At 73.0% G+C, this 24905-nt stretch carries 20 protein-coding genes and 3 pseudogenes; 7 read left to right on the top strand and 16 right to left on the bottom strand.

From position 1 onward, the window contains the following. Nucleotides 1-120 precede the first annotated feature (120 nt). Nucleotides 121-1863, bottom strand: a complete 1743-nt coding sequence (locus tag AB0P06_RS18990) for a glycosyl hydrolase family 18 protein (protein ID WP_363608673.1) — start codon at nt 1861-1863, stop codon at nt 121-123. A 769-nt stretch (nt 1864-2632) separates the two neighbouring features. Between AB0P06_RS18990 and AB0P06_RS18985 the strand changes: the two genes are divergently transcribed. After that, nucleotides 2633-2854 (top strand): hypothetical protein, encoded by a 222-nt coding sequence (locus AB0P06_RS18985; protein ID WP_363608671.1) that lies wholly within the window; start codon nt 2633-2635, stop codon nt 2852-2854. Between the two features lie 262 nt (nt 2855-3116). Here the strand turns inward: AB0P06_RS18985 and AB0P06_RS18980 are convergent, their stop codons facing one another. The 9 genes from AB0P06_RS18980 to AB0P06_RS18940 form a co-directional block, all read right to left on the bottom strand. Then, complete coding sequence (locus AB0P06_RS18980) at nt 3117-3695, bottom strand: hypothetical protein (protein WP_363608669.1); 579 nt, start codon at nt 3693-3695, stop codon at nt 3117-3119. A gap of 106 nt (nt 3696-3801) precedes the next feature. Beyond that, a complete protein-coding gene (locus AB0P06_RS18975; protein ID WP_363608667.1) occupies nt 3802-4740 on the bottom strand; it encodes an ABC transporter substrate-binding protein in 939 nt (312 codons plus the stop codon). Between the two features lie 34 nt (nt 4741-4774). Further along, complete coding sequence (locus AB0P06_RS18970; protein WP_363608665.1) at nt 4775-5452, bottom strand: ABC transporter permease; 678 nt, start codon at nt 5450-5452, stop codon at nt 4775-4777. Continuing rightward, a complete protein-coding gene (locus AB0P06_RS18965) occupies nt 5449-6117 on the bottom strand; it encodes an ABC transporter permease (RefSeq protein ID WP_363608663.1) in 669 nt (222 codons plus the stop codon). The genes AB0P06_RS18970 and AB0P06_RS18965 overlap by 4 nt, the downstream gene beginning before the upstream one ends. Then, nucleotides 6107-7243: an ATP-binding cassette domain-containing protein gene (locus AB0P06_RS18960; RefSeq protein ID WP_363608661.1), complete on the bottom strand. Its 1137-nt coding sequence runs from the start codon at nt 7241-7243 to the stop codon at nt 6107-6109. Before AB0P06_RS18960 ends, AB0P06_RS18965 begins: the two co-directional genes overlap by 11 nt. 329 nt (nt 7244-7572) lie before the next feature. Further along, a complete protein-coding gene (locus AB0P06_RS18955; RefSeq protein WP_363608659.1) occupies nt 7573-7959 on the bottom strand; it encodes a rhodanese-like domain-containing protein in 387 nt (128 codons plus the stop codon). Beyond that, nucleotides 7953-8501 (bottom strand): cysteine dioxygenase family protein, encoded by a 549-nt coding sequence (locus AB0P06_RS18950; RefSeq protein ID WP_363608657.1) that lies wholly within the window; start codon nt 8499-8501, stop codon nt 7953-7955. The genes AB0P06_RS18955 and AB0P06_RS18950 overlap by 7 nt, the downstream gene beginning before the upstream one ends. 186 nt (nt 8502-8687) lie before the next feature. Beyond that, on the bottom strand, nt 8688-8765 hold the full coding sequence (locus tag AB0P06_RS18945) for a putative leader peptide (protein WP_107086570.1): 78 nt from the start codon (nt 8763-8765) through the stop codon (nt 8688-8690). Between the two features lie 47 nt (nt 8766-8812). After that, nucleotides 8813-12172: a hypothetical protein gene (locus tag AB0P06_RS18940; protein ID WP_363608655.1), complete on the bottom strand. Its 3360-nt coding sequence runs from the start codon at nt 12170-12172 to the stop codon at nt 8813-8815. Between the two features lie 473 nt (nt 12173-12645). Here AB0P06_RS18940 and AB0P06_RS18935 point away from each other — a divergent pair, with 473 nt between their 5' ends. The 4 genes from AB0P06_RS18935 to AB0P06_RS18920 all read left to right on the top strand — a co-directional run bounded on the left by AB0P06_RS18935 (nt 12646) and on the right by AB0P06_RS18920 (nt 17665). Further along, nucleotides 12646-13488 carry a nitrilase-related carbon-nitrogen hydrolase gene (locus AB0P06_RS18935; protein ID WP_363608653.1) on the top strand — a complete coding sequence of 281 codons (843 nt, stop codon included), beginning with the start codon at nt 12646-12648 and terminating at the stop codon, nt 13486-13488. A 14-nt stretch (nt 13489-13502) separates the two neighbouring features. Next, nucleotides 13503-14918 carry a dihydropyrimidinase gene (gene hydA / locus AB0P06_RS18930; RefSeq protein ID WP_363608651.1) on the top strand — a complete coding sequence of 472 codons (1416 nt, stop codon included), beginning with the start codon at nt 13503-13505 and terminating at the stop codon, nt 14916-14918. Nucleotides 14919-15044: 126 nt separating this feature from the next. Continuing rightward, on the top strand, nt 15045-16121 hold the full coding sequence (locus tag AB0P06_RS18925; RefSeq protein ID WP_363608649.1) for a TIGR03842 family LLM class F420-dependent oxidoreductase: 1077 nt from the start codon (nt 15045-15047) through the stop codon (nt 16119-16121). Beyond that, complete coding sequence (locus AB0P06_RS18920; RefSeq protein WP_363608647.1) at nt 16118-17665, top strand: NCS1 family nucleobase:cation symporter-1; 1548 nt, start codon at nt 16118-16120, stop codon at nt 17663-17665. The genes AB0P06_RS18925 and AB0P06_RS18920 overlap by 4 nt, the downstream gene beginning before the upstream one ends. A gap of 238 nt (nt 17666-17903) precedes the next feature. Here AB0P06_RS18920 and cas2e read toward each other — a convergent pair. Together cas2e and cas3 are read right to left on the bottom strand one after the other, a co-directional pair. Then, nucleotides 17904-18170, bottom strand: a pseudogene (gene cas2e, locus AB0P06_RS18915) (type I-E CRISPR-associated endoribonuclease Cas2e); the annotation flags it as partial. After that, nucleotides 18161-20395 (bottom strand): annotated as a pseudogene (gene cas3, locus AB0P06_RS18910) (CRISPR-associated helicase Cas3'); the annotation flags it as partial. The pseudogenes cas3 and cas2e, both read right to left, overlap by 10 nt. A gap of 575 nt (nt 20396-20970) precedes the next feature. Here cas3 and AB0P06_RS18905 point away from each other — a divergent pair. Further along, nucleotides 20971-21123 carry a hypothetical protein gene (locus AB0P06_RS18905; protein ID WP_363608689.1) on the top strand — a complete coding sequence of 51 codons (153 nt, stop codon included), beginning with the start codon at nt 20971-20973 and terminating at the stop codon, nt 21121-21123. 318 nt (nt 21124-21441) lie between these two features. On the opposite strand, the pseudogene AB0P06_RS18900 reads toward AB0P06_RS18905, so the two are convergent. Continuing rightward, nucleotides 21442-21576 (bottom strand): annotated as a pseudogene (locus AB0P06_RS18900) (glycosyltransferase); the annotation flags it as partial. A 137-nt stretch (nt 21577-21713) separates the two neighbouring features. On the opposite strand from AB0P06_RS18900, the gene AB0P06_RS18895 reads away from it, so the two are divergent. Continuing rightward, nucleotides 21714-21980: a GlsB/YeaQ/YmgE family stress response membrane protein gene (locus AB0P06_RS18895; RefSeq protein WP_363608645.1), complete on the top strand. Its 267-nt coding sequence runs from the start codon at nt 21714-21716 to the stop codon at nt 21978-21980. 62 nt (nt 21981-22042) lie between these two features. On the opposite strand, the gene AB0P06_RS18890 is transcribed toward AB0P06_RS18895, so the two are convergent. From AB0P06_RS18890 to AB0P06_RS18880, 3 genes are all read right to left on the bottom strand, one after another. After that, on the bottom strand, nt 22043-22939 hold the full coding sequence (locus tag AB0P06_RS18890; RefSeq protein ID WP_363608687.1) for an ADP-ribosylglycohydrolase family protein: 897 nt from the start codon (nt 22937-22939) through the stop codon (nt 22043-22045). A 220-nt stretch (nt 22940-23159) separates the two neighbouring features. Continuing rightward, entirely contained in the window at nt 23160-23750 is a 591-nt protein-coding gene (locus AB0P06_RS18885; RefSeq protein ID WP_363608643.1) for a TetR family transcriptional regulator, read from the bottom strand. A gap of 124 nt (nt 23751-23874) precedes the next feature. Further along, nucleotides 23875-24888 carry an aldo/keto reductase gene (locus tag AB0P06_RS18880; RefSeq protein WP_363608641.1) on the bottom strand — a complete coding sequence of 338 codons (1014 nt, stop codon included), beginning with the start codon at nt 24886-24888 and terminating at the stop codon, nt 23875-23877. Nucleotides 24889-24905: the final 17 nt, after the last annotated feature.

The following is a 24905-nucleotide window of genomic DNA, read 5'->3' as shown; positions in this document are numbered from 1 at the left end:
GGCTTCATCGCGAAGTCCTGGATCCAGCGCATCCGGGTGCCGGCCGGGACCTCCGCGCCGCGACGGTGGTCGCGGCACCCCGGCGGGTGGTCGGGCCCGAGTGGCTCGGCCCCGGGTGGGTCAGGCGATGGAGAAGTCGTCGCCGAAGACGTTGCCCTGGCCGTACCAGCCGTGCAGGTAGACGGTCACGGTGCCGGAGGCGCCGGTCGTGAACGGGACGGTCAGCTTGGTCCAGCCGGAGGAGCTGGTCCAGGCGCTCGCGGTGGCCCCGCCGCTCACGCCGAGGTAGGCGTAGCTGCCCTGGACCCAGCCGGTCAGGGTGTAGGCCGTGTTGGGCGACAGGGTGACGGTCTGCGAGCACTGGCCGGTCTGGGCGCCGGTGGCCGCGGCCTGCAGCGCGTAGGAGCCGGAGTGGACCGGGGTGGAGACCACGGCGCCACCGGTCTGGCAGGTCCACGGGGCCAGGCTGCCCGTCTCCAGGCCGCCGTTCACCAGACCGGTCGGCGGGGTGACCCCGGTGACGGTCAGGGTGTACGTGCTGGTGTGGCTGCCGGAGGCGGCGTTGCCGGTGATGGTGAGCGGGTAGGTGCCCGGTGCGGCGGTCGCGGTGGTGGCGACGGAGAGCGTGGCGGTGCCGCCGGCGGTGACGCTGCCGGGGGTGACGGTGGCGGTCACGCCGGCCGGGGCGCCGGTGACGGAGAGGTTGACGCTCTGCGCCGAACCGGTGGTCACCGCGGTGGAGACGGTCGCGCTGGTGGAGGAACCGGCCACCACCGAGCCCGAACCCGGGTTGACGGCCACCGAGAAGTCGTTGCCCACCGTCGTGCCGCTGGTGAACGGCGCGAAGATGTGGGTGAAGTCCCAGGTGTTCTGGTTGATCCCGGAGCAGTAGTCGTTGCCCGCCGTGCCCGGGCAGCCACCGTTGTCGCGCTGCAGGGCCCAGAAGGAGAGCGTGTTGATGCCCTTCGAGACCGCCCAGTTGTAGACCGTGGTCGCGTTGGCGACGGTGAAGGTCTCGGCCGGGCCGTAGTCGTCGATGCCGACCATCTCGATGATGCCGATGGAACCCCACAGCTGCGCCGGGGTCTTGGTCGGGTAGAGCTTGGCCAACTGGTTGTAGAGACCGGTCGTGGCGGTCTGGGTGTCGGCGGCCATGTCGTGGGCGGCGCCGTCGTAGTAGTCGAAGGTCATCAGGTTGACGACATCGATCCGGGCGTTGTTGCTGACCGCGTTCTTCAGCACCGCCAGGCCGCTGGAGGCCAGGCCGCTGGTCGTGGTCGGCAGCGTGTACGAGAACTGGATCGAGCGGCCGTTGGCGGCGGCCCAGTCCTGCACGAGCTTGATCGCCTTGTTGCGGCGGTCGATACCGGCCGTGTTGGTCAGCGAGTTGTCCTCGATGTCGAGGTCGATCCGGCTGACGTCGTACGTGGTGATGACGTTCTCGAAGGCCGCCGCGATCTGGTTGACATCGGTGCAGCTGTCGGCGATCTCGGTCCCGGTGTTGTCGGCCGTGTAGCCGCCGAAGGACGGGATGACGTCGCCGCCGTTGGCGCGGATGGTGGCGATGTCGGCGCCGAAGGAGGACGAGGAGACCGGCAGCGAGGTGTCGCCGTTCCAGTACGGCGTGCACGAGCCCTTGGTGGCGGCCTGCAGGAACGCCATGGTCAGGTGCTTGGCACCGGACTGCGCGGCCAGCGTGGCCGGGCTCTGGCCGGTCCAGGACTCGAAGTACGGCGCGAAGACCCGGGTCGGCAGCGGGGTGGCGGCCTCGGCGGAGGCCGTCCCGACGGCGACCAGCCCGGCCGACGCGGCCAGCGTGGCACAGGCTGTCAGGGCGGCCTGGATCGTTCTGCGTAGACGCATGGATTCTCCAACAGACTTGGTGGGGCAGGACGTTGGTGAAATATTGAACGGTGCTGCGGAACCTCTGTGGTACGGAACCGCCGCCCGCGCGGGTGGGGAGTCGTGCGGGCGTGCAGGGGTGGAGCTGTCGACGGGCGGGTGTGCGGACGGACGGGTGCGTGGACATGCGGACGTGCTGAAGCCCACGTACTCGCGGAGCGACGGCGGTGCGAAGACGCACGTAGGCCGTGCGGGTCGGGGGCGGAGCGGAACAAGGCAGGGCAGTGCCTCAGCCGCCGGTGGTCACACCCCCACAGTGCATCCCGGTCGGATCGACATGCTTATGGTTGGACTAGACCAGTCGTCTGTCAAGACTCCTAACAGTTCGTCAACAGAGCTGATCGGCCGCCGCGGGGCCGTTGCCGTACCCCCGAAGCCGCCGGTGACCGGCGGTAAATCCGCTTGCGACGGCCGACGCCGTTCGGACATGATCGGTCACATGCGCGATCTCCACAGGAAGGGCGGCCACCGCCCGAGCAGGTGAGCCCCATCCGCCGCCCAACGGCGGCCGGCCCGTGCCACCCGTCGCCGGAAACGGCGGCCGCATCCGTATTCACGCCCGATCCGCATTCACATCCCGATCCGCATTCACATCCCGATCCGCACTCGCTGCCGCATCCGCACGTGTCGGCGCGCCTGTCGGCGCCCCGGCCGTCGCCGTACGCCGCCCGTCCGTGCATCTGACCCGAGAACGCCCACGCCTGTCCCTTTTCTCTTGGAGGAGACCTCTGTGACGACCTTGTCCGACACCGCCTGGACCTTCGCCGACGCCCGTAACCTGCGCGCCCTGCTGGCTGAACTCGACTGCTGTGCCGCCGACTTGACTGCTTCCCGGGCCGCCGCGCGGGTCACCGTCCGGACCACCGCGCAGGCCGCTCCGCAGGTCGTTCCGCAGACCGCTCTGCGGCGCCGCCGGAGCACCGTCGACGGGCCGGCGGCCCTGGCGGCCTGACCGGGGCCGATCCGGCCGACGTCCGGATTGCCGACGTCCGCCGTACCTTCCGCGCCCGCCGCTGACGTACCGCGCGTCATCGGGCGCGCCGAAACGTCGAGGTCCCGCCCGATCACCAGGATCGGGCGGGACCTCGGGGCCGTTGGCGAACGGCAGTCGGATCAGGCCATGCCGTGGCCGCGTGCCCGGTCGGAGCACGCGGCCACGGTCGCCCGGCGCTCAGGACGCCGGGCTGCTCGGGGTGGTGGGCGGACGGCCGGGCTCAGGCCGGCGGGCAGAGGGTGGTGCGCAGCGCGTCGAGGATCTTCTCGGCCTTCTCGCCGCCGAAGCCCTGCGGGTGGTCCGGCGCGGTGAAGCGCTGGTTGACCAGTTCGACCAACTTGGCCCGGTCCTTGGGGAACTGGTACATCGACTGGCACTGGTTGCGGGCCCGGTCGACGGCCTGCTCGGGCTTTCCGCCGACGATCGCCGGGTCGATCGCGTCCAGGGCGGCGACCAGCCTGGTGGTGAGGCCCGCGTCCGGTTTGGTGGGCAGTCCGGCGTCGGCCGGCGGCGCGGGCTTGGACGCCGCGGGGGCGTCGGGCGTGCCGGGGGGCGGGGGTGAGGCGGCGTCCGTGGCGGGCGTGTCGGGCGAGCCGGTGGCAGGTGCGGGCGGCGGCGGGGTGGTGGCGTCGCCGGCGGGTGCGGACGTGGGTGCGGATGCGTCGGGGGTGGTCGACGCGGCGGGGGTCGGTCCGGAGGGTGGTCCGGCCGAGGTGGTGTCGGAGCCGGAGCTGGAGCAGGCGGCTAGGCTCACCGCGGCGAATGCCGTGAGGGTGGCGGCGAGAAGACGAGTGCGCATTCCGCCACACTGTCATGTCCGCGGCGCTCAGGGGAAGATCCCCCGGGAGAACCGGCGGCGACCCGGGAGACCTCCCCCCGAGCCGCCCCCGAGCCGTCGCCCGGGCTCAGCCGAGGCCGTTGGCCTTGAGCCAGTCCTTGGCCACCGTCGACGGGTCCTCCTTGTCGATGGCGACCCGCTTCATCAGCGCCGTCAGACCCGCCGTGTCCAGCTTGGCCGACACCGCGTTGAGCGCGGCCGTCGCCGTGGCGTCCACACCCGCCTTGTTGACCAGCGGAGTGACGTTCTGCGCCCCGAAGATGTCCTTCGGGTCGGTCAGCGGCACGAGCTTCAGCTGGACGATCTTCGGGTCGGTGGTGAAGACGTTGCCGACCTGGACGGAGCCGTCCTTCACCGCGTTGGCCGTGGTGTCGCCGGTCGGCTTCCACTCCTTGAAGGTCAGCCCGTAGACGTCCTTGAGCTCCTGCTCGCGGCGGGACTTGAACTCCGGCGGGCCCCCGATGGTGAGCTCGCCGGCCTTCGCCGACAGGTCGGCGATGCTCTTCAGGCCGTACTTGTCGGCGGTCTCCTGGCTGACGCTGAGCGAGTCCTTGTCCTCGGCCGGCGAGGAGTCCAGGATTCCCAGCGCGGCCGGCAGGGCCTTCGCCAGCGCCGCGTTGACGTCGTCCTTGGTGGCGGCGGTCGACTTGGCGTCCAGGTAGGCGAGCAGCGAGCCGTTGTACTCGGGCAGCACGGTCAGGCTGCCGTTCTGGATCTGGCCGTAGAGCACCTCGCGGCTGCCGATGTTGAACTTCTCCTCGACCTTGACACCCTTGGCCTTGAGCGCCTGCGAGTAGATCGAGCCGAGCAGCACGTTCTCGGGGAAGTTCGCCGAGCCGACCACCACGGTCGAGCCGGAGCCGCCCGAGCCGGCGGGCGCCGACGAGGAGCCGCTCAGCGGGTCGCCGCCCGAGGAGCCGCAGGCGGTGGCGCCGAGGGCGAGCGCGGCGAGGGCGCCGAGGACGAGAGCCCGGTGACCGCTTCTGCGGCGTGCGGATGTCGACATGGTGATACGTGTCCTTTCGGGAGGGGTGGGAGGTTCAGCGGGCCTGGCGCTGGGCGCGCAGCCCGGGCGGGAGCGCGTACCGGGCGAGCAGGGAGAAGAACAGCTGGGCGCCGACCGCGAGCAGCACCACCAGCAGCGCGCCGCCCACCGTCACCGCGTACTTCCGGGTGGCCAGCCCGTCGATGACGTAGCGGCCGAGGCCGCCGAGGCCGACGTACGCGGCCACCGTGGCGGTCGCGATCACCTGCACGGTCGCGGTGCGGAAGCCCGCCAGCAGGGTCGGCAGCGCGGACGGCAGGCAGACCTGCCAGAGCACCTGCGGGTGCGTCAGCCCGACCCCGCGGGCCGCGTCCCGGACGTCCGGGTCGGTGCTGCGGACCCCCTCGACGGCGGCCACCAGCAACGGCGGCGCGGCGAGCGCGACCAGCGGGATCAGCACGGCCGTGTCGCCGACGCCGGCGAGCAGCACCGCCAGCGTCACCAGCCCGAGGGTGGGCAGCGCGCGGGCGGCGCCGGCCAGCGAGGTCACGGCGGTGGCGCCGCGGCCGGTGTAGCCGATCAGCAGGCCGAGCGGGACGGCGAGCAGCGCCGCGTACAGCAGCGCCTCACCGGAGAGCAGCAGGTGCTCGGTGACCCGGTGCACGATCGAGTCCGGGCCGCTGCGGTGGTCCGGGGCGGAGAAGAAGTCGCCCAGCCAGGAGAGCCAGTTCACCGGGCCGCCCCCTTCTCCCGGACGGCCCACGGTGCGAGCAGCCGCCGGGTGCCGACCAGCAGCAGGTCCACGACCAGCGCGAGCGCGGCGATCAGCACGATGCCGGCCACGATCGGGGTCGGGAAGGTGCGCTGGAAGCCGTCGATGAACAGATAGCCGAGCCCGCCGCGCCCGACCAGCGCGCCGACGCTCGCCAGCGAGATGCTGGACACCGCCGCGACCCGCAGTCCGGCCAGCAGGTACGGCACGGCGGCGGGCAGCTCGACGGCGGCCAGCCGGTGCCACGGCCCGTACCCCATCGCGGTCGCCGCCTGGCGGACGGCCTCCGGGACGGCGCGCAGCCCGTCCACCGTGGTCGGCAGCAGCACGGCGAGCGCGTAGAAGGTGAGCGGGATCATCACGGTGGCCTGGGTGGCCAGCCCGGTGTACGGGATGAGCACCACGAAGACGGCCAGCGAGGGCAGCGCGTAGACGACGTTGAAGACCGCGGCGAGCGGCTGGTAGAGCCGGGGATAGCGGGTGCAGGCCAGGCCCAGCGGGACGGCCAGCAGCAGGCCGATGAGCACCGGGAGCAGGGCGATCAGGGCGTGGTCGGCCAGCAGGTGGCCCAGATAGCCGAGATGGTCGCCGATCCAGTACCAGCGGACGATCGGTTCATCGTCCACCGGTGGCTCCGTCCGCCTCCGGGGTCTTCGTGGGTGCGGGTGCGGGTGCGGGTGCGGGTGCGGGTGCGGGCGTCGGCGCAGGCGTTGGCGCGCCCGCCCCGGCGAGGGCGGCGAGGACGGCCTCGCGGCTCGCCGTACCGCGGGCCCGGCCGTCGGCGTCCAGCGCGACGGCGACCCCGGCGGGGGAGAGGACGGCGGCGTCCAGCGCGGTGCGCAGGGTGTCGGCCTCGGGCCGGTAGCCGGCCGCCGGGTGCAGGACGGTGGTGGCGGCGTCCCGGTCGATCCAGCCGATCGGGCGGCGCTCGTCGTCCAGCGCCAGCTCCCAGCCGCCGTAGCGCAGCCCGTCGGCGACCGGGCGGACGGCGACGCCGGTGGCGGGGCGCAGGCCGAGGCCGCGCAGGCCGCGGTCGCGGCCGAGGAAGGCGGCCACGCCGTCGTCGGCCGGGGAGGTCAGCAGGGTGTGCGGGTCGGCGAGCTGGGCGATCCGGCCCTGTTCGCGCAGCACCACGACCTGGTCGCCCAGCCGGACGGCCTCCTCGATGTCATGGGTGACGAACAGCACCGTCTTGTGCAGCTCCGACTGGAGGCGCAGCAGTTCGTCCTGCAACCCGGCGCGGACCACCGGGTCGACGGCGCTGAACGGCTCGTCCATCAGCAGCACCGGCGGGTCGGCCGCCAGCGCCCGCGCCACGCCGACGCGCTGCTGCTGACCGCCGGAGAGCTGGAACGGGTACCGCTTGGCGGTCTCGGGCGCGAGCCCGACCAGTTCCAGCAGCTCGGCGGCCCGGGCGCGGGCCTTCTTGCGGTCCCAGCCGAGCAGGTAGGGGACGGTGGCGACGTTGTCGATCACCTTGCGGTGCGGGAAGAGCCCGGCCTGCTGGATCACGTACCCGATGCCGCGGCGCAGCCTGGCGGGCTCCAGCTCGGCGACGTCCGTGCCGTCCAGCAGCACCCGGCCCGACGTCGGCTCGACCATCCGGTTGACCATGCGCAGCAGGGTGGTCTTGCCGCAGCCGGAGGGCCCGACCAGGACGGTTATCCGACCGGTCGGGACGTCCAGGTCGAGACCCCCGACGGCGATGGTGCCGTCGGGGTGGCGCTTTCCGGCGCCGTCGAATCTGATCACGGGGAGTTTCCTCGTCTCGGTGCCCCTGGATGGCGGCGCCGATCGTGTCGGTCTGTCGGTCGGTGGCGGTTTGTCAACGAAGGAGCGGCGTGGGTGACACCGCCGTCCCGTCGTATCAACCGCCCGGGCGTTCTTCCGCCCGCGTGGCTGCCCAGCTTTGGACCGGCGGAAACTCTGATCAGACTATGACCTCGATCATCTCCTGTCCGTGATTAACCGCCCGACGGGTGCTCAGGTGTCCTCTTCCGGCGTCCTGATCCGCCGCCTGATCCGCGGCCCTGATCCGCTGTCCTGGCCCGCGCTGCGGCCTGCCGTGAGCGGACGGCCGGTCAGCCGCCCCGGCGCGTCGGCAGCCCGGCGGCGGCCCAGCCGACGAAACCGCCGTCCAGGTCCGTCGCCCGGCGCAGCCCCAGTTCGCGCAGCGAGGCGGCGGCCAGACTGGAGGCGTAACCCTCCGAGCAGACCACGATCACCTCCACGTCGTACCCCGTCGCCTCCGGGATGCGGTGACTGCCCGTCGGATCGAGCCGCCACTCCAGCACATTGCGCTCGATGATCAGCGTGCCGGGGATCTCCCCCTCGGCCGCCCGCTGCGCCGCGGGCCGGATGTCCACCAGCAGCGCGCCGTCCAGCTGAGCCTGGTAGGCCTCCCGGGCCCGTGGCCGGTGGACGCCCTCACGGGCGCGCTCCACCAGGTCGTCGATCGTGGTCACCACTGCTCCGGTCCTTCCTCCGAGGTGCGGACGAGCCCGCCGGCCCGCAGGTCGTAGTGCGCCATGGAACTCAGCGGCGGCGAGTAGGCGTGCAGCGTGACGGCCGGTCCGGAGGCCGTGTTGCGCACATCGTGCACGTACTCGGGGCCGAAGGCGCGGGCGGTGCCGGCCGGGATGCGGCGGATCAGCAGGCCCTGGTCAGGCCCGCCGAGCGACAGCTCCTCCAGCTCGCCGAGCGCGACGGTGAACGCGCCGCGCGAGCCGCCGTGGTCGTGGAAGCCGGTGGACTGGCCGGGCAGCCAGCTGATCAGCCAGACCTCGTGGTCGTCGTCGGCAGCCAGCCGGCGGTACCAGCGCTCGTCGGTGGAGAGCCGCACCTGGTGGATCCACTGGTCGGGCCGTTCGGCCAGCTCCCGGACGATCTTGCGCAGGGCGTTCGGGGAGAGCGGGGCGCGGGTCTCCTCGGTGGTGGCCGTGCGGGTGCGGGTGCGGTGACCGGTGGCGGCCGTGGCGGCAGGGTTGTCGGGAGCGAGGTCCAGGCTCATGTGGGCGTCCTCGGGGAAGGGAGAAGGCGAAGGAGGTGAAGGGGCGGGGCGCGGCCGGGCCGGGGCGCGGACCTGCCGACGGGGCGGCACGATGCGTGGGGCGGGGCGCGTCAGGAAGACGGGAGCGGGTGCGGGGCGCGGGCCCTGGGAGACGTCACAGGGTGGGACCGGCGAGGAAAGGCAAGGTCAACAGGCACAGATGGAACTCGCCTGGCGTCGCAGATCGACGTGCAGGCGGCAGACCAGAGTGGCGCCGGAGTCCATGTGCCGGATCTTTCCCGACGGGACAGGCGCGAGTCAAGCGAGGCCCGTCACTCCTGCGGGGCGCGCCGTGGTGGCGGCGGCGCCGGGGCGCCCGCCGTCGGTGGACCGGCCGGCCGGTCCACCGACGGGGCGGAGGGCGGGGGAGAAGGCCGGGCGGAGACCTGGATGGAGGCGTGGGTGGAGGCGTGGGTGGAGGCCTGGGTGGACGGCTGGGGGGACGGCTGGGCGGGCACCGGAGCCGGCTTGTGCCCGGCCAGCGCCGCCTTGACCGCAGGCACGGCCTGCTCACCCAGGTAGCGGCCGAGCGTCTGGTACGCGTCGAACTGCCGGTGGTCGAACCACTGGTCGCTGGTGCTGTCGTTCGGGAAGGCCGGGTTGGCCACCGCGTAGGAGTGCAGCTCGTACGGCATGCCCGGGGTGAGCACCGCCTGGGCGACGATCAGCGTGCCGTGGGATCCACCGCCGCCGTCCCCGAAGTCGAGCGGTGCCGGATAGCGGATGTCCCCGGTCACGACCGCCCGGGCGGAGAGCCGGTCGGCCAGCTGCGCCGCGAGGCCGCGCAACGGCGGCTGCCGGTCCGCGCCCTGTGTGCCGGACGGGTCGGCCGGGCGGTTCGGGTCGTCGGGGTCGGGGCTGCCGTCCGCCCGGTCCCCCCGGCGGGTGCCGGAGGGGGACGGGAGCCGGGCGGCGCTGCCGGGGATCAGCAGCTCCGGCTCGTGCAGGGTGATGACGATGCCCAGCTCCTCGCGGGCGAGGGTGATCGCCGCCGCCAGGGTGGCGGCGTAGGCGGTGTCCCCGCTGGCGTCGACGCAGACCGCGGTGCGGACGCCGTGTCGCAGCAGCTCGACCAGACCGAGGTTCTCGTAGTGGCCGCCGTCGGTGGTGAGCAGGAAGCGGTCGTCCATCGGGAAGCGTCCGGACAGCTCGCGCAGCTGGTACTGCAGCCGGCGGACGGCGGGCTGTGGCGCGCGGCGCCAGTCCGGGGCGGCCGTCCAGAGCGGACCGAGCGCGGCGGGGTTGGGCAGCCAGGTGCCGAGCCGGGCGTTGGTGACGGCGAACAGCCCCTGGTACACCCGGGACTGACGGCCCATCGCGGAGGAGAACGCGGCGCCGGAGACGGCCATCGCGGACTGCACGGTGAGGTCCCGGGCGATGTGCCGCCGGGTGCGCCGCTCCAGCAGGTCGGTCCGCGCGTAGCCGACGTCCGGGCCACCCACGTAGTCGTGCGAGAAGGTGAACGAGACCGCCCGGCGCCCGGGCGGGGTGCGGGAGCTGCCGGACAGGTTGGCCGCCGCCGCGAAGATCACCTGGGGGAAGTCGGGGTGCCGGGCCCCGTAGTGGGTGAGCCGGGTCTGCTCCCGGAAGAAGTGGTACGGCCGGGCCAGCACCTCGCCGCCCTCGGTGGATCGGCGCACGGCGAAGGCGGAGGCGAGCCGGCGCCGGTAGAACGGGTGCAGGCTCATCCAGGTCTGGTCGAGGTTGAGCCCGACGGTGGCGAGGACGAGGGGCAGCAGCACCTGGGCGGCGGCGGGCCAGGCGTGGCCGGTGGCGACCGCCCAGCCGAGGGCGAGCAGCGCGCCCGTCGAGAGCGCGGCCAGGGCCGCCCAGACCACCAGGTACTGGGCGATTCCACCGGTGAGCCCGCCGCCGAGCCGGCGGGCCCCGTGCAGCAGGCCGCCGATCGCGGCCGCGCCGTGCTCGATCGCCCGGCGCCCGCGCCACAGTATGCCGAGCAGCAGCGCCAGATAGCTGAGCAGGACGGTGAGGCTGAGGCCCGCGCCGGTCTGCCGCGCGCCGATCGCCAGCTCGTCCTGCAGCCGGACCGCGCCCCAGGCGAGCCCCGGCACCGCCAGCACGCCGACGACCAGCAGCGCGGCCAGGGCCAGCGCGGCGTAGGAAGTCCGGCGCAGCACGCGTGGCAGCAGGGTGTTCCAGCCGAGCAGCGAGAAGGCCAGCAGCCAGAGCAGCCAGCAGACGGCGGCGGCCACGAGCAGCCCGAGGAGCGCGTACAGGGCGGCCGGGCGGACGCCGAGGGCGCCGGGGTGGGCGCCGCCGGTCCGCAGGCCGACGGCGGCCAGGCCGTCCAGGTCGGTCAGCGGGACCAACTGGTAGAAGCGGCTGAGCCCGAGGCCGAGCACCAGGACGGCCGCCAGCAGCAGGGTGAGCGCCGCGACCAGGCCGCGCAGCAGCGTCCCGAGGGCGACCAGCCACTGGCCGGCGCCGTCGGCGAGGTACCGGCCGTGGCGGCGGAGGTGGTCCTCCTCCGGGGAGCCGGGCTCCAGCACGTTGTCCGCCGTCAGACCGGAGACGGCGTGCACCGGGCAGCCGGGGGCGGAGTCGCTGAGCGCCAGTTGCAGCGCGCCGACGGTGTAGCCGCCGCCGGAGACGGAGACCAGGTAGCGGGCCTGCTTCAGCCAGGGCCGCAGGGCCTGGAGCGCGCCGAGGGTGACGCAGGCCGAGCGGATGCCGCCGCCGGAGACGCAGAAGCCGAGCCGGGCGTGCTCCCGCCCCGGCGGCACCTGGGTGCCGTTGCGCCAGCGGGCCTGGTGGTCCAGCGGTCCGTGCGCGCGGGGGCCGGACGGCCAGCGGCCGTCATGGGCGGTGGCGACCGGCCAGGGCGGGATCAGCTCGGGGCCGGCGGTGTCGCCGTCCGGCCGGGTGTCGCCGTCCGGTCGGGGGCCGGTGGCCCGGTCGGTGTCGTCGCCCCGGTCGGTGTCGTCGCCCCGTTCGGGTGGAACGCCGCCGCCCTTCGGGCGCGGGCGCCGCCGGAGGCCCGGCAGGGTGGCGCGCAGGGCGCGGGAGAGGGTGACGGCGATGATGGTCAGGGCGATCGCCCCCGCGGGGAGCAGCAGCAGCCATTTGACGGTGGAGAGGGCCGTCGCGGCGGTGAACGGCGCGTCGGAGCCGGCCCGGCCGGGGCCCAGCCGCCCCAGCCCGGCGGCGAGCAGCACGTCCTCGGCGAGGTCGCAGGCGCCCGCGAGCAGCCCGGCGCCGCCGGCGGCGAGCGCGACCAGCCGCTGGCGCGGCCGGCCGAGGACGTACGCGCCGAGCAGGCCGACGGCGGCCAGGGTCAGGGAGTAGCCGCCGAGGAGCCAGTAGTCGGCCCGCAGTGCGGCGCGGTACTCCCCGATCCGCCCGGTGACCACGGCCTCGGCGGCCGCCCGGGAGCCGGCCAGCTGCAGGCGCACGTCCTGCACGGCGGGCGCCCAGCGGCCGAACAGCAGGCAGCCCAGCGCGAGTGGCAGCAGCGTGCCGAGACCGAGCAGCAGACCGGCCCAGGCCGGGACCGGGGCCGGCCGGTCGGCCTCCTCGGCCCGGCCGATCCAGGACGGCAGCCGGCCGAGGGTGTGCTCCGGCCGAGCGGGCGCGGCCACCCGGGAACCGGGCGCGTCGGGTGCGGCCGTCATCTCCACCTCCCCCGTGAACAGAGTCGGGACCGAGCCGTCAGGCCGGTCGGACGGACGGCCGAAGTCACTGTCCGCCGCCGATCGGTGACGGATCGGAGCAGCATCATGGCGCGTCTTACCCCGACGCGCGAGACCCCGCACACCGCGCGCCTGGATTCACCCGAATGAGTAAGGAAGTTGGCTGCGGGGTAGATGAGCGTTTCATCCCATCCAGGGGTGCCCGCGTGTCCGCGCAACAGGATCACCCCGGCCGCGTTCCGTCCGACGTATTGTCAGGCCACCGAGGCCGGGCCTACGGTCTACGCACCACGTTCTACGCACGTAGACACCGTGTGGGCCCCTGTGGTCGTCCATTGCCAGGACCGGGACGGCGGCGGGGGGAACGACCGTGGACCCACAGGCAGATCCGCCCCGTCAACCCTCAGACCGCAGGCCCAACCCCGCAGTCGGGCCGCGAAGTTGCGGAGGTACCCATGTCGCAGATCGTCCGCGCCGCCCTCGTCCAGACCCGGTGGACCGGTGATCAGGAGACGATGATCGCCCTCCACGAGCGGTACGCCCGCGAGGCCGCCGCCCAAGGCGCAAAGATCATCGGATTTCAGGAAGTCTTCAACGCCCCGTACTTCTGTCAGGTCCAGGAACCCGAGCACTACCGCTGGGCCGAGCCCGTCCCCGACGGTCCCACCGTCGTCCGGATGCAGGCCCTCGCCCGCGAACTCGGCCTGGTCGTCGTCGTCCCGGTCTACGAGGAGGAGCAGCCCGGCGTCTACTACAACACCGCCGCCGTGATCGACGCCGACGGCAGCTACCTCGGCAAGTACCGCAAGCACCACATCCCCCAGGTCAAGGGATTCTGGGAGAAGTACTACTTCAAGCCCGGCAACCTCGGCTGGCCCGTCTTCGACACCGCCGTCGGCAGGGTCGGCGTCTACATCTGCTACGACCGCCACTTCCCCGAGGGCTGGCGCGCCCTCGGCCTGGCCGGCGCCCAGATCGTCTACAACCCCTCCGCCACCAGCCGTGGCCTCTCCGCCTACCTCTGGCAGCTCGAACAGCCCGCCGCCGCCGTCGCCAACGAGTACTTCGTCGCCGCCATCAACCGCGTCGGCACCGAGGAGTACGGCGACAACGACTTCTACGGCACCTCCTACTTCGTCGACCCGCGCGGCCAGTTCGTCGGTGACGTCGCCTCCGACAAGGAGGAGGAACTCGTCGTCCGCGACCTCGACCTCGACCTGATCGGCGAGGTCCGCCGGCAGTGGGCGTTCTACCGCGACCGCCGACCCGAGGCCTACGGACCGCTCACCGAGGCGTGAGGAGGACACCGGCCATGACCACCCGCACCGTCATCCGCGGCGGCCTCGTCATCACCGCCACCGACGAACTCCACGCCGACGTCCTGATCGAGGGCGAACGCATCGCCGCCCTCGCCACCACCGGCAGCGACACCGCCCAGGCCTGGACCGCCGACACCGTCATCGACGCCACCGGCCACTACGTCATCCCCGGCGGCGTCGACGCCCACACCCACATGGAACTCCCCTTCGGCGGCACCGCCGCCTCCGACACCTTCGAGACCGGCACCCGCGCCGCCGCCTGGGGCGGCACCACCACCATCGTCGACTTCGCCGTCCAGCCCGTCGGCGGCTCCCTGCGCGAAGGCCTCGACACCTGGCACGCCAAGGCCGACGGCAACTGCGCCATCGACTACGCCTTCCACACCATCGTCTCCGACGTCAACGACGGCGTCCTCAAGGAGATGGACGCCCTCGTCGACTCCGGCGAGTCCACCTCCTTCAAACTCTTCATGGCCTACCCCGGCGTCTTCTACAGCGACGACGGCCGCATCCTGCGCGCCATGCAGCGCGGCGCCGCCAACGGCGGACTGATCATGATGCACGCCGAGAACGGCATCGCCATCGACGTCCTTGTTGAACAGGCCGTCGCCGCCGGGAGAACCGGCCCCCGCCACCACGGGGAGGTCCGCCACGAACTCCTCGAAGCCGAGGCCACCCACCGGGCCATCAAGCTCGCCCAGGTCGCCGGCAGCCCCCTCTACGTCGTCCACGTCTCCGCCGCCTCGGCACTCCACGAAATCGCCCAGGCCCGCGACACCGGCCTCAACGTCTTCGGCGAGACCTGCCCCCAGTACCTCTTCCTCTCCACCGACAACCTCGCCGAGACCGGCACCGACGGCTTCGAGGGCGCCAAGTACGTGTGCAGCACGCCGCTGCGCCCGCGCGAGCACCAGGAAGCGCTCTGGCGCGGCCTGCGCACCAACGACCTCCAGGTGGTCTCCACCGACCACTGCCCGTTCTGCTACGTGGGCCAGAAGGAGCTCGGCCGCGGCGACTTCTCCAGGATCCCCAACGGCCTGCCCGGCGTGGAGAACCGCATGGACCTCCTCCACCAGGCCGTCGTCGACGGGCACCTCACCCGCCGCCGCTGGGTCGAGATCGCCTGCACCACCCCCGCCCGGATGTTCGGCCTGCACCCGCGCAAGGGCACCGTCGCCCCCGGCGCCGACGCCGACCTGGTCGTCTACGACCCCACCGCCGTCCAGACCGTCTCCGCCGCCACCCACCACATGAACGTCGACTACTCCGCCTACGAGGGCCGCCGCCTCACCGGCCGTGCCCGCACGGTGCTCTCCCGCGGCACCGTCGTCCTCGACGACGGCGACTGGCTCGGCCGCACCGGCCACGGCACCTTCCTGCGCCGCGACACCTGCCAGTACCTGACCTGAGCCGCCAGTACCTGAGCTGTATCCGACCTGATCCGACCGGACTCTTCGGATCCGTCCGTCTCCCCTCACCACCGCCCGGGGCCGTGGCCCGGCCCCGGGCGGCCACACCCGTTTTCAGGAGCACCCATGGACATCGGCCTCGTCCTGCAGACCGACCCGCCCGCCCGCCTGCTCATCGACCGCATGATCCGCGCCGAACAGGCCGGCTTCAGCCACGGCTGGACCTTCGACTCCTGCGTGCTCTGGCAGGAGCCCTTCGTCATCTACAGCCGGATCCTCGCCGAGACCCGGCGGCTGACCGTCGGACCGATGGTCACCAACCCCTCCACCCGCACCTGGGAGGTCACCGCCTCCCTCTTCGCCACCCTCAACGACATGTACGGCAACCGCACCGTCTGCGGCATCGGCCGCGGCGACTCCGCGATGCGCGTCGCCGGCCGCCGCCCCGCCACCCTCGCCCGGCTCTCCGAGGCCATGCACGCCATCAAGGAACTCGCCGAAGGCCGCACCGTCGAGGTCGACGGCACCGAGATGCACCTGCCCTGGGTCCGCGAAGGCGCCGCCCTCCCGGTCTGGATGGGCGCCTACGGACCCAAGGCCCTCGCCCTGACCGGCCGCCAGGCCGACGGCTTCATCCTCCAGCTCGCCGACCCCTACCTCACCGAGTACATGGTCAAGGCCGTCCGCAACGCCGCCGCCGAGGCCGGCCGTGACCCCGACACCCTCACCATCTGCGTCGCCGCCCCCGCCTACGTCACCGCCGATGACTCCCCGGCCGCCCTCGCCCACGCCCGCGAACAGTGCCGCTGGTTCGGCGGGATGGTCGGCAACCACGTCGCCGACCTCGTCACCCACTACGGCGAACACTCCGCCCTCGTCCCCGACGCCCTCACCGACTACATCAAGGGCCGCCAGGGCTACGACTACAGCCACCACGGCCGGGCCGGAAACCCCGACACCGCGTTCGTCCCCGACGAGATCGTCGACCGCTTCTGCCTCATCGGCCCGCCGGACGCCCAACTGGCCCGCCTCGAACAGCTCCGGGCCCTCGGCGTCGACCAGTTCGCCGTCTACGCCATGCACGATGCCGTCGAGGCGACCATCGACGCCTACGGCACCGACGTCATCCCGCACCTCGCCGGCGGGCGGCCGACGGGTGGGGGACCGACCGGCGGGCGACCCGGGCGGGAGACGAGCGGATGACCGCCACCCCCGCGACCGGAGAACCCGGGGACGGCGGATCCGCCACCGCCATATCCCCGGGCCAGACCGAACACCCCGACGGCCGGGTCGAACCCGACCCGGCCGTTCCGCTCCCCGACAACGCCTTCACCAACGACGACCTGCGGCCCGTCCCCGTCGCCCGGCGGACCTGGACCACCTACAACTTCCTCGCCCTCTGGGTCGGCATGGCCCACAACATCCCCTCCTGGACCCTCGCCTCCGGCCTCATCGCCTTCGGCATGGACTGGAAACAGGCCGTCCTCACCATCTCCCTCGCCAACCTCATCGTGCTCGTCCCGATGCTGCTCACCGGCCACGCCGGGACCAAGTACGGCATCCCCTTCCCGGTCTTCGCCCGGGCCTCCTTCGGACTGCGCGGCGCCAACCTGCCCGCCCTCGTCCGGGCCGCCGTCGCCTGCGCCTGGTTCGGCATCCAGACCTGGATCGGCGGCGAGGGCATCTTCCTGCTCGCCGGCAAACTCCTCGGCGAATCCTGGCGCACCGCAGGGGAGTTCGGCGGCTACCCGTGGACGCAGTGGCTCTCCTTCCTGATCTTCTGGGCGATCGAGATGGCCGTCATCGCCCGCGGCATGGACACCCTGCGCCGCTTCGAGAACTGGGCCGCGCCCTTCGTCCTCGTCGGTGCGTTCGCCCTGCTGGCGTGGATCACCGTCAAGGCCGGCGGCCTCGGACCGCTGCTCGACCGGCCGTCCGAACTCGGCTGGGGCGGCGAATTCTGGAAGGTCTTCTTCCCCTCCCTCATGGGCATGATCGGGTTCTGGTCCACCCTCTCGCTCAACATCCCCGACTTCACCCGCTTCGGCGGCAGCCAGCGCGCCCAGATCCGCGGCCAGGCCCTCGGTCTGCCCACCACCATGACCCTCTTCGCGCTGCTGTCCGTCCTGGTCACCTCCGGCTCCCAGGCCGTCTACGGCGCGCCCGTCTGGGACCCGATCGAACTCGCGGCCAAGATGGAGAACCCGGTCGGCATCCTGTTCGCCCTGCTCACCGTCCTGGTCGCCACGCTCTCCGTCAACATCGCCGCCAACGTCGTCTCACCCGCCTACGACCTCGCCAACCTGCTGCCCCGCCTGGTCAACTTCCGCACCGGCGCGCTGATCACGGGCGTCATCGGGATCGCCATATTCCCCTGGAAGCTGATCTCCGACCCGCACGTCTACATCTTCAGCTGGCTCGGATTCGTCGGCGGCCTGCTCGGCACCGTCGCCGGCGTCCTCATCGCCGACTACTGGCTCCTGCGGCGCACCCGGCTCCGCCTCGCCGACCTCTACCGCCCGCACGGCGCGTACTGGTACACCGGCGGCTGGAACTGGCGGGCCGTCACCGCCTTCCTGGTCGGCGGACTGCTCGCCGTCGGCGGCGCCTACGGCGGCCCGTTCCCGGTGGACGGCCTGGTGCCGCAGCTGAAGCCGCTCGCCGACTACGGCTGGGCGATCGGCTTCGCGGCCTCGCTGCTGCTGTACAGCGGGCTCAGCCTCGGCGCCCGGCGCCGGCTTCGATGACCCTGTCGGAGGGCCTTGTGGGGGCCGGGCCGGCGGCCGGCTACCGCGAGCCGAAGCGGCGGCGCTTGGAGGCCTTGCTCCAGCCTCTCGCGGACTGCTCGTCGGGGGCCTGGCCAGGGGTTGTCCGGCTGGATGCTGCCTGACCAGGTGCCGCCTGGTCGGGTGCCGCCTGGTCGGGTGCTGTCCGGCCGGGTGCCGCCTGGTCGGGTGCTGTCCGGCCGGGTGCCCGGACCGGGGTGCGGTCGGCCGGGCGATGGATCAGCGTCAGGCCCTCGTGATCGGCGGGGTGCCACTTGTGGTCGTGCGTCGCGAAGGCGTACCCCTGCTCGTTGTCGGTGGTGTACGCCAGCAGCGTACGGCCCTTGCCGGTGTACTTCCTGACCTCGTCCCAGAGCACCTCGCGGATCCGGGCTGACGGATTGCCGATGAAGACGCCGGGAGAGATCTCCAGCAGCCACCTGGTCAGCAGACCGCGCAGGCCGACCGGGCAGTCGGTCAGGACGATGGTGAGGGCAGGCGGAGGGTGCTGGCCGTCAACGCGCGCAGAGCCCTGGGCGGCGGCACCGAATCCACCGGCAGGTCCAGCCCGCCCATGCCCCGGTCCAGCCAGGGGAGGGTGGTGAGCGTGCCGTCCGCCCGGCGCCTGACCACCAGGACCTCGATGCTCTCCGCACCGTCGCGGACCTGCGCCTTCCCGGCCCGGCTGTCATCCGCGTCACCGACTCCGGCGTCGATCCAGCCGACCAGCGAGCGGCCCGGAGTGCGGACCTCGTCGAGGCGGAACACCTCGGCCCGGGCGGTCTGTTGGGCGCAGGCGACACGGTGCCGCTCGGCCGCATCGGACATCGCCTCCGCCCAGTCGGGCGGACCCTCGGGGGCGTCGCCGTAGGCGCGTTGGACGAGCGGGCTGATGTCGGAGGGGAGCCGCAGTAGTCGCAGCGGCCGGGCGTCCCGGTCCTCGGCGTTTTCCGGAGAGGGGTGCAGGTGGGGGCGCAGAACGGCTGCAGCGCGCAGGAGCTGGTGAAGACCGTACACCGAGACCGAGCCTTCGACGGGCTTCGGTGGACCGTCCTGGCCGTGCCCCCAGTCGACGCCGGTGACGAGACAGCGGGCGGTGCGCAGCCGGGCGGGCCGTTCGCTTTGCCCCTCGCCGCGGCGGTGACGGTGCAGCCGGCCCATGTGCTGGAGTAGCAGGTCGACCGGGCAGAGGTCGGTGACGAGCAGATCGAAGTCGACATCGAGGGACTGCTCCGCGACCTGGCTGGCGACCACGATGTGTGCCCGCGCGGGCCGCGTGCCCCGTGGGCCGAACCGGGCGAGCAGGTCGTCGTCCTTGCGGGCCCGGTCGAGGTCGAGGAAACGGGAGTGCGCCACGGTGACCTGCTCGGTGCCGAACCGCGCGCGCAGCCGCTCGGCGGTCTCCAGCACCCGGTCCACGGTGTTGCGTACCACGAGTGCGCAGCCGCCGCCGTCGAGCTCCTGCGCGAGCCGGTCGGCCAGGGCGCCGAAGTCGTCGTTCAGCGCCTCCAGCCGGACGTCGGTACCGCGGTCGGCGTCGGCCTCCGGCGTGCGGACCAGCGGCGGGGAGCCGGGGTTGACGGCCGTCAGCAGCGGGTAACCGGTCGTGTTTCGGGCCGTGTTGTGGTCGTTCCCATCGCCGGTGTAGGCGTTGATCAGGGCCTGGCGGGTGGGGACGGGGAGCGTCGCGGACAGCATCACGACCGGTACCCGGTACGCCCCCAGCCAGGCGAGGACGCGCTCCAGGTAGGTGTTCATGTAGGCGTCGTACGCGTGGACTTCGTCGATCACGACGACCTTGCCGGCCAGGGCCAGGTGCCGCAGCGCGAGGTGGCGGCTCTTGAGTCCCGCGAACAGCAGCTGGTCGATCGTCCCGACCGTGAAGGAGGACAGCATCCCCTTCTTGCGGCCGCGCAGCCACTGGTGGGCGATCAGCCCGGCGTTCCGGCTCTGCGGGTGTCGGCCTCCGCCCGGTCGCTGCCGGGCGCGGCCGTCCTTGTCGCCGTCCCCGTTGCCGTCCTCGCGGCTGTGGTGGGGTCCGTCGACGTCCACCGCCTCGATCTGTCGCCGTCCGGCCCGCATGAGCCCGGCGTACTCGTCGTGGAGCGAGGCCTTGGCGTGGGCCAGGAACACCGCCCGCTCGCCGTTCCCGGGGAGGTGGTCGAGCCAGGTGGTCAGCCTGGAGAACATCGCGTTGCTGGTGGCCCGGGTCGGCAGCGCCACGAAACACCCGCCCGCCCCACATCGGGCGGCGAAGATCTCGGCGACGGCCAGGGCCGCCTCGGTCTTCCCCTCACCCATCGGGGCCTCGATCACCATCAGCCCTGGGGAAGGCAGTTCGCGGGTGAGCGCGACCGCCTGCTCCTGGACCGGCCGGGGCCTTGCGGTGGGTGGGAGGTCGAACCGGGACAGCAGCAACCCGGCGGCGGTGCCCTGCGGTTCGGAGGGTTCCCAAAGGGGTGGCAGCTGGAGCCCACGCCAGGCGGCGGTGACCCGCTCCGCCTCGGAACGTGGACGCTCCTCGGGGAAGTAGGGGAACAGCTCGGGATTGCTGGCGATCCAGTCGGCCATGATGACGAGGCCGGTCAGCAGTACCTGGGCCGGCTGCGGCAGCCTGACCGTACGGAGAACGGCCAGGGCGCCGTCCATTCCGCACTCCGCCGTCCATACGTCGAGCAGTTCGAACTGAACCGAGCGCCAGAGGGCTGGTGCCGTCCTCCTTGGCCAGGGTGGTGGCGATGACCTGGGCGTGCTGGTGGTACTGCGGGGTGTCGAGGGTCTGGCGGATGGCGGCGAGGCGGGCGGGGGTGAGGGTCTTCAGGGGGACGGGGCCGAGGGTGACGCCGAGGCGGGTGAGGCGGTCGGATCAGAAGGGGGCGTCGAGTTGGGCGGGGACGGGGATGGTGGGGGTACCGGCGCGGAGGGCGGCGGCGGTGGTGCCGGCGCCGGCGTGGTGGATGACGGCGGCCGTGCGGGGGAAGAGCCAGTGGTGCGGGGTGTCGTCGATGGTGAGGACGTCGTCGCTGTCGGGTGCGGTGAGGCCGCTCCAGCCGGACTGGACGACGGCCCGGACCCGGGCGGCACGCAGGGCGGCCAGGACGGTGGCGGTGAGGCGGTCGGGATCGGGGACGACCAGGCTGCCGAAGCCGACGAAGACCGGCGGCGAGGAAGTCGGCCAGGCGGGGCGGGGGTTGCCACGTGGGGTCGGGGTGGGGCCACCAGTAGCCGGCGACGTCGAGGCCGGGGTGCCAGTTGGCGGGCCGGGGAATGACGGTGGATGAGAAGCCGTGCAGGACGGGCTGGGTGTGCTGGGTGCGCGCGGTGCCGTGGCGGGGCAGGCCGAGCCGGCGGCGCAGATGGCGGACGGCGGGAGCGAAGAGGCGGTCGGTGGCGGCCTGGACGGCGTGGCCGGCGAGCAGGTTCCCGGTGCGGCCGAGTGAGCGGGTACCGGTGACGGATGGTGCGAACTCCCGGGTGGGGGAGAGGGGCGGGAGGCGGAGGGCGATGCAGGGAATGCCGGCGGCCTCGGCGGCGACCTGGCCGAGGGCGGCCGTGGTGCCGGTGGTGAGCAGGAGATCGGCGCCCTGGGTGGTGGCCTCGGCGATTCCCTCCCCGAGGGCTGGCATGAACGAGCGGCTCGGGCGCAGGAGTTGGATGAGTGCGCGGGGGCCCGCGCCGGCCTGGAGGAGGCGTCGGCCCCCGGCGGAGGCGAGGACGGCGCGCGGGTCGATCGGGAGGGGGCGGAACTCCAGGCCGGCCGCCCGTACGGAGTCGGCGAAGGCCGTGTGGGTGGCGACGGCCACCTGATGGCCGGCCGCGTGGAGGCGGGCGCCGAGCCCGGTGAAGGGGGCCACGTCGCCCCGGGAACCGGCGGTGGCGATCAGGATGTGCATGGCGGCAGTATGGCGGGGAAGGGTGGGGCGGCCCGGAGTGCCACGCCTCCGGGGGTGGAACCGGAGGGGTGGTCGGGGGCGTCCTTCGAGGCAGGGCGGCCCGGTTGGGGCCGCCGTACTGGAGGATGGGAGGACACATGGGCATCGTCGCGTGGATCGTGCTGGGCCTGGTGGCCGGGGCTCTGGCCAAGTTGCTGTTGCCGGGGAAGGACCCGGGCGGCCTGGTGGTGACCACCTTGATCGGCATCGCCGGGTCCTTCGTCGGGGGCTGGATCTCCTCGCGGTTCCTGCACCGGTCGGTGACCGCGCAGTTCTTCGACCTGGCCACCTGGGTCTCGGCGATCGGCGGCGCGCTGGTACTGCTGATCGCCTACCGCCTCATCTTCGGCAACTCCCGCCGTTGACCGGGAACGGGGCCGGCCGCGGGGCCTGTTCCCGCTTCCGGCTCCGCCGCCCGGGTCGCCGCTCAGGCTGTCGGCGAGGCCTCGGTGACCCACGCGGGCAGGTCCTCGCGGGTGGCCAGCCACTCGGCGGGGACCTCGGCGAGTCCGGTGCGGGCGGCGACCACCCCGGCGGCGATGGCGGAGGTGGTGTCCATGTCGCCCCAGCCCTCCAGCGTCCGCCAGATGGCCTCGGGCAGTGAGTCCAACTGCCCTGCGGCGGACCAGAGGGCGAACGGCACGGTGTCCGGGGCGGAGATGCGGAAGCCCGAGCCGAGGACGTTCGCCGCGTGCCGGACGGAGCTGTGCTCGGGGAGGCGGGCGGCGATCCGCAGGCCGGAGCGGACGTCGCTGTCGGGCAGTCGGCCGGCGACCTCCACCAGCAATTCGGCCCGGCCGGGCGGGTCCTGGCCGCGGCTGCGGGTGGCGAACGCCGCCGCCAGCGCGACGGCGACCGCGCCGGTCACCGCCTCCGGGTGGAAGTGTGTGGTGAGCGCCTGGAGTTCGGCCTGGTGCGCGACGGCGTCGAGGTCGTCGGCGAACCAGGCGCCGAGCGGGGCGACCCGCATCGCCGCGCCGTTCCCGTAAGACCCCTGGCCATCGAACTGCCGGGAGGTCACGGCCCGCCAGTCGCCGCCGAGGTCGATCTCGCGCAGCACACGGTGCATCGACGGGCCGTACTTGCGGTTGTAAGCGGTGACGTACTCCTCGGCGAACTCCCCTGCCAGAGCGTCCTGCTGGATCTCGCCGTACGCGATCAGGTGGCGGAGCACGACGAGTGCCATCGCGGTGTCGTCCGTCCAGTGCCAGGGGCCCGGGCGGGTCAGCCGGGCGGCCAGCGCGGCGGGCGCCTCGCTGACGGGCACGGAGAACCAGCGGTCACCGAAGGCATCGCCGAGCGCGAGCCCCTGCAGACTGTCCAGGGCGGGCCGGTGGCACGCATGTCATCCTCCAGGTGAGATCGACCGAGTGCCGCAGTCTGCCGGGCCGCGGCGCGGACGGGCGAGCGAATTTCCTGGCCGGGGCCGACGGGGACGCCTCGCGCGTGCCGTCGAGGAGGTCGAATCGCGTGCGGGAGTGACGGGAGGGCGGTTGTGCGCCCGCGGTTGGGTATGGGCCCCCGTCGTGACGGGGCCCATACGGTCAGCGCTTGGCGAGGAGGCCGGCGAGGAGCAGGGCCCAGAGGGCCTCGAAGCGCTCCTGGGCCTTCGGGTCGGACCACTCGGCGGCGTACGCGGGGTCGTGGAAGTGCGCGGTCGCATCGAAGACGGCCCGCGAGACCGACCCGACGTGGGTGAGCCTGAACTCCTTGGTCTCGATGCCGTCCTGGACGATCTGGGCGATCTGGCCGACCAGGGTCTCGATGTGGGCCTCGACGGTGTCGCTGGTCTCGGCGGACCGCTTCATGTAGGTGGCGAACAGCTCCGGGTCGTCGACCGCCTTCTTCCGCTTGGTGGCGAACAGCGTTGCCAGCCAGCGGTGCAGGCGCTCGGCGGCAGGGCCGGGCTCGATGGCGATGGACGAGAGGTTGTTGTGCGCCTGGTCGAGCCAGCGCTGGGTGACAGCCTCTCGCAGCGCCGCCTTGCTCGGGAAATGGCGGTAGACGCTGCTGTGGCTGACGCCGAGGGCACGGGCGACGTCCGAGACGGTGGCCTTGGCCGAGCCGAACCGCCTGAGGACGTCCTCCGTCGCGCTCAGGATCTGCTCGGGGGTGAGTGCGCTGTCCGTGGTCACGGGAGGTACGTCCTTACGGGTGGTGCGTCCGCCATCGGGGCGGCGGACGGTGCTGCTGGCTGGCGGGCAAAGGCGGTCGGACGGCCCGGGCTCGGCGGCGAACCGGTAGTGGCGGGGACGCCGGTCAGCGCTCGCTGTCGAGATGGGCCATCTGAGCGGCAGCGTACCTGTCCCCGGCGGCGGATCCGGCGGGCACCGCGGCCTCGATGGCGGCGAGGTCGGCGGCGGTGAGGGTGATGTCCAGTGCGCCGAGTGCCTCGGTGAGGCGGTCGCGGCTGCGGGCGCCGACCAGCGGGACGATGTCCTCGCCGCGCGAGGCGACCCACGCGATCGCGACCTGTGCCACGCCGGCGCCCTTCTCGGTGGCGACCGCCCGCAGGGCCTCGACCAGCGCGAGGTTGTGGGCGAGGTTGTCGCCCTGGAAGCGCGGGCTGTGGCCGCGGAAGTCGGTGCCGGCCAGGACGCGGTCGTTGTTCCAGTGGCCGCTGAGCAGGCCGCGCGAGAGCACACCGTACGCGGTGACGCCGATGCCCAACTCGCGGGCGGCGGGCAGGATCTCGGCCTCGATGGTGCGCGAGAGCAGCGAGTACTCGATCTGCAGATCGCTGATCGGGTGGACGGCGGCGGCGCGGCGCAGGGTGTCGGCGCCGACCTCGGAGAGCCCGATGTGGCGGACGTAGCCGGCCTTCACCAGGTCGGCGATCGCGCCGACGGTTTCCTCGACGGGAACGTTCGGGTCCAGTCGGGCCGGGCGGTAGACGTCGACGTAGTCGGTGCGCAGGCGGCGCAGGGTGTAGGCGAGGGCGGTCTTGGTGGCGGCCGGGCTGGCGTCGTAGCCGAGCCACTGGCCGTCGGGGCCGCGCTGGGCGCCGAACTTCACGCTGATCTGGACGCTCTCACGGTCGCGGCCGCGCAGCGCGTCGTGGATCAGCAGCTCGTTGTGGCCCATGCCGTAGAAGTCACCCGTGTCGAGCAGGGTGACGCCCGCGTCGAGTGCGGCGTGGATGGTGGCAACGCTTTCGCTCTCGTCGGCCGGGCCGTAGAGGCCTGACATGCCCATGCAGCCCAAGCCGATGGCGGACGTGCTGGGGCCGGTGGTGCCGAGGGTGCGCCGGGGGATTCGGGAAGTGGCGGACATCGGGTGCTCCTGCGGGT

This window comes from Kitasatospora sp. NPDC088351 (assembly GCF_040685575.1).
In the GTDB taxonomy this organism is placed as follows: Bacteria; Actinomycetota; Actinomycetes; order Streptomycetales; family Streptomycetaceae; genus Kitasatospora.
This window is presented reverse-complemented; position numbering and strand designations above follow the sequence as displayed.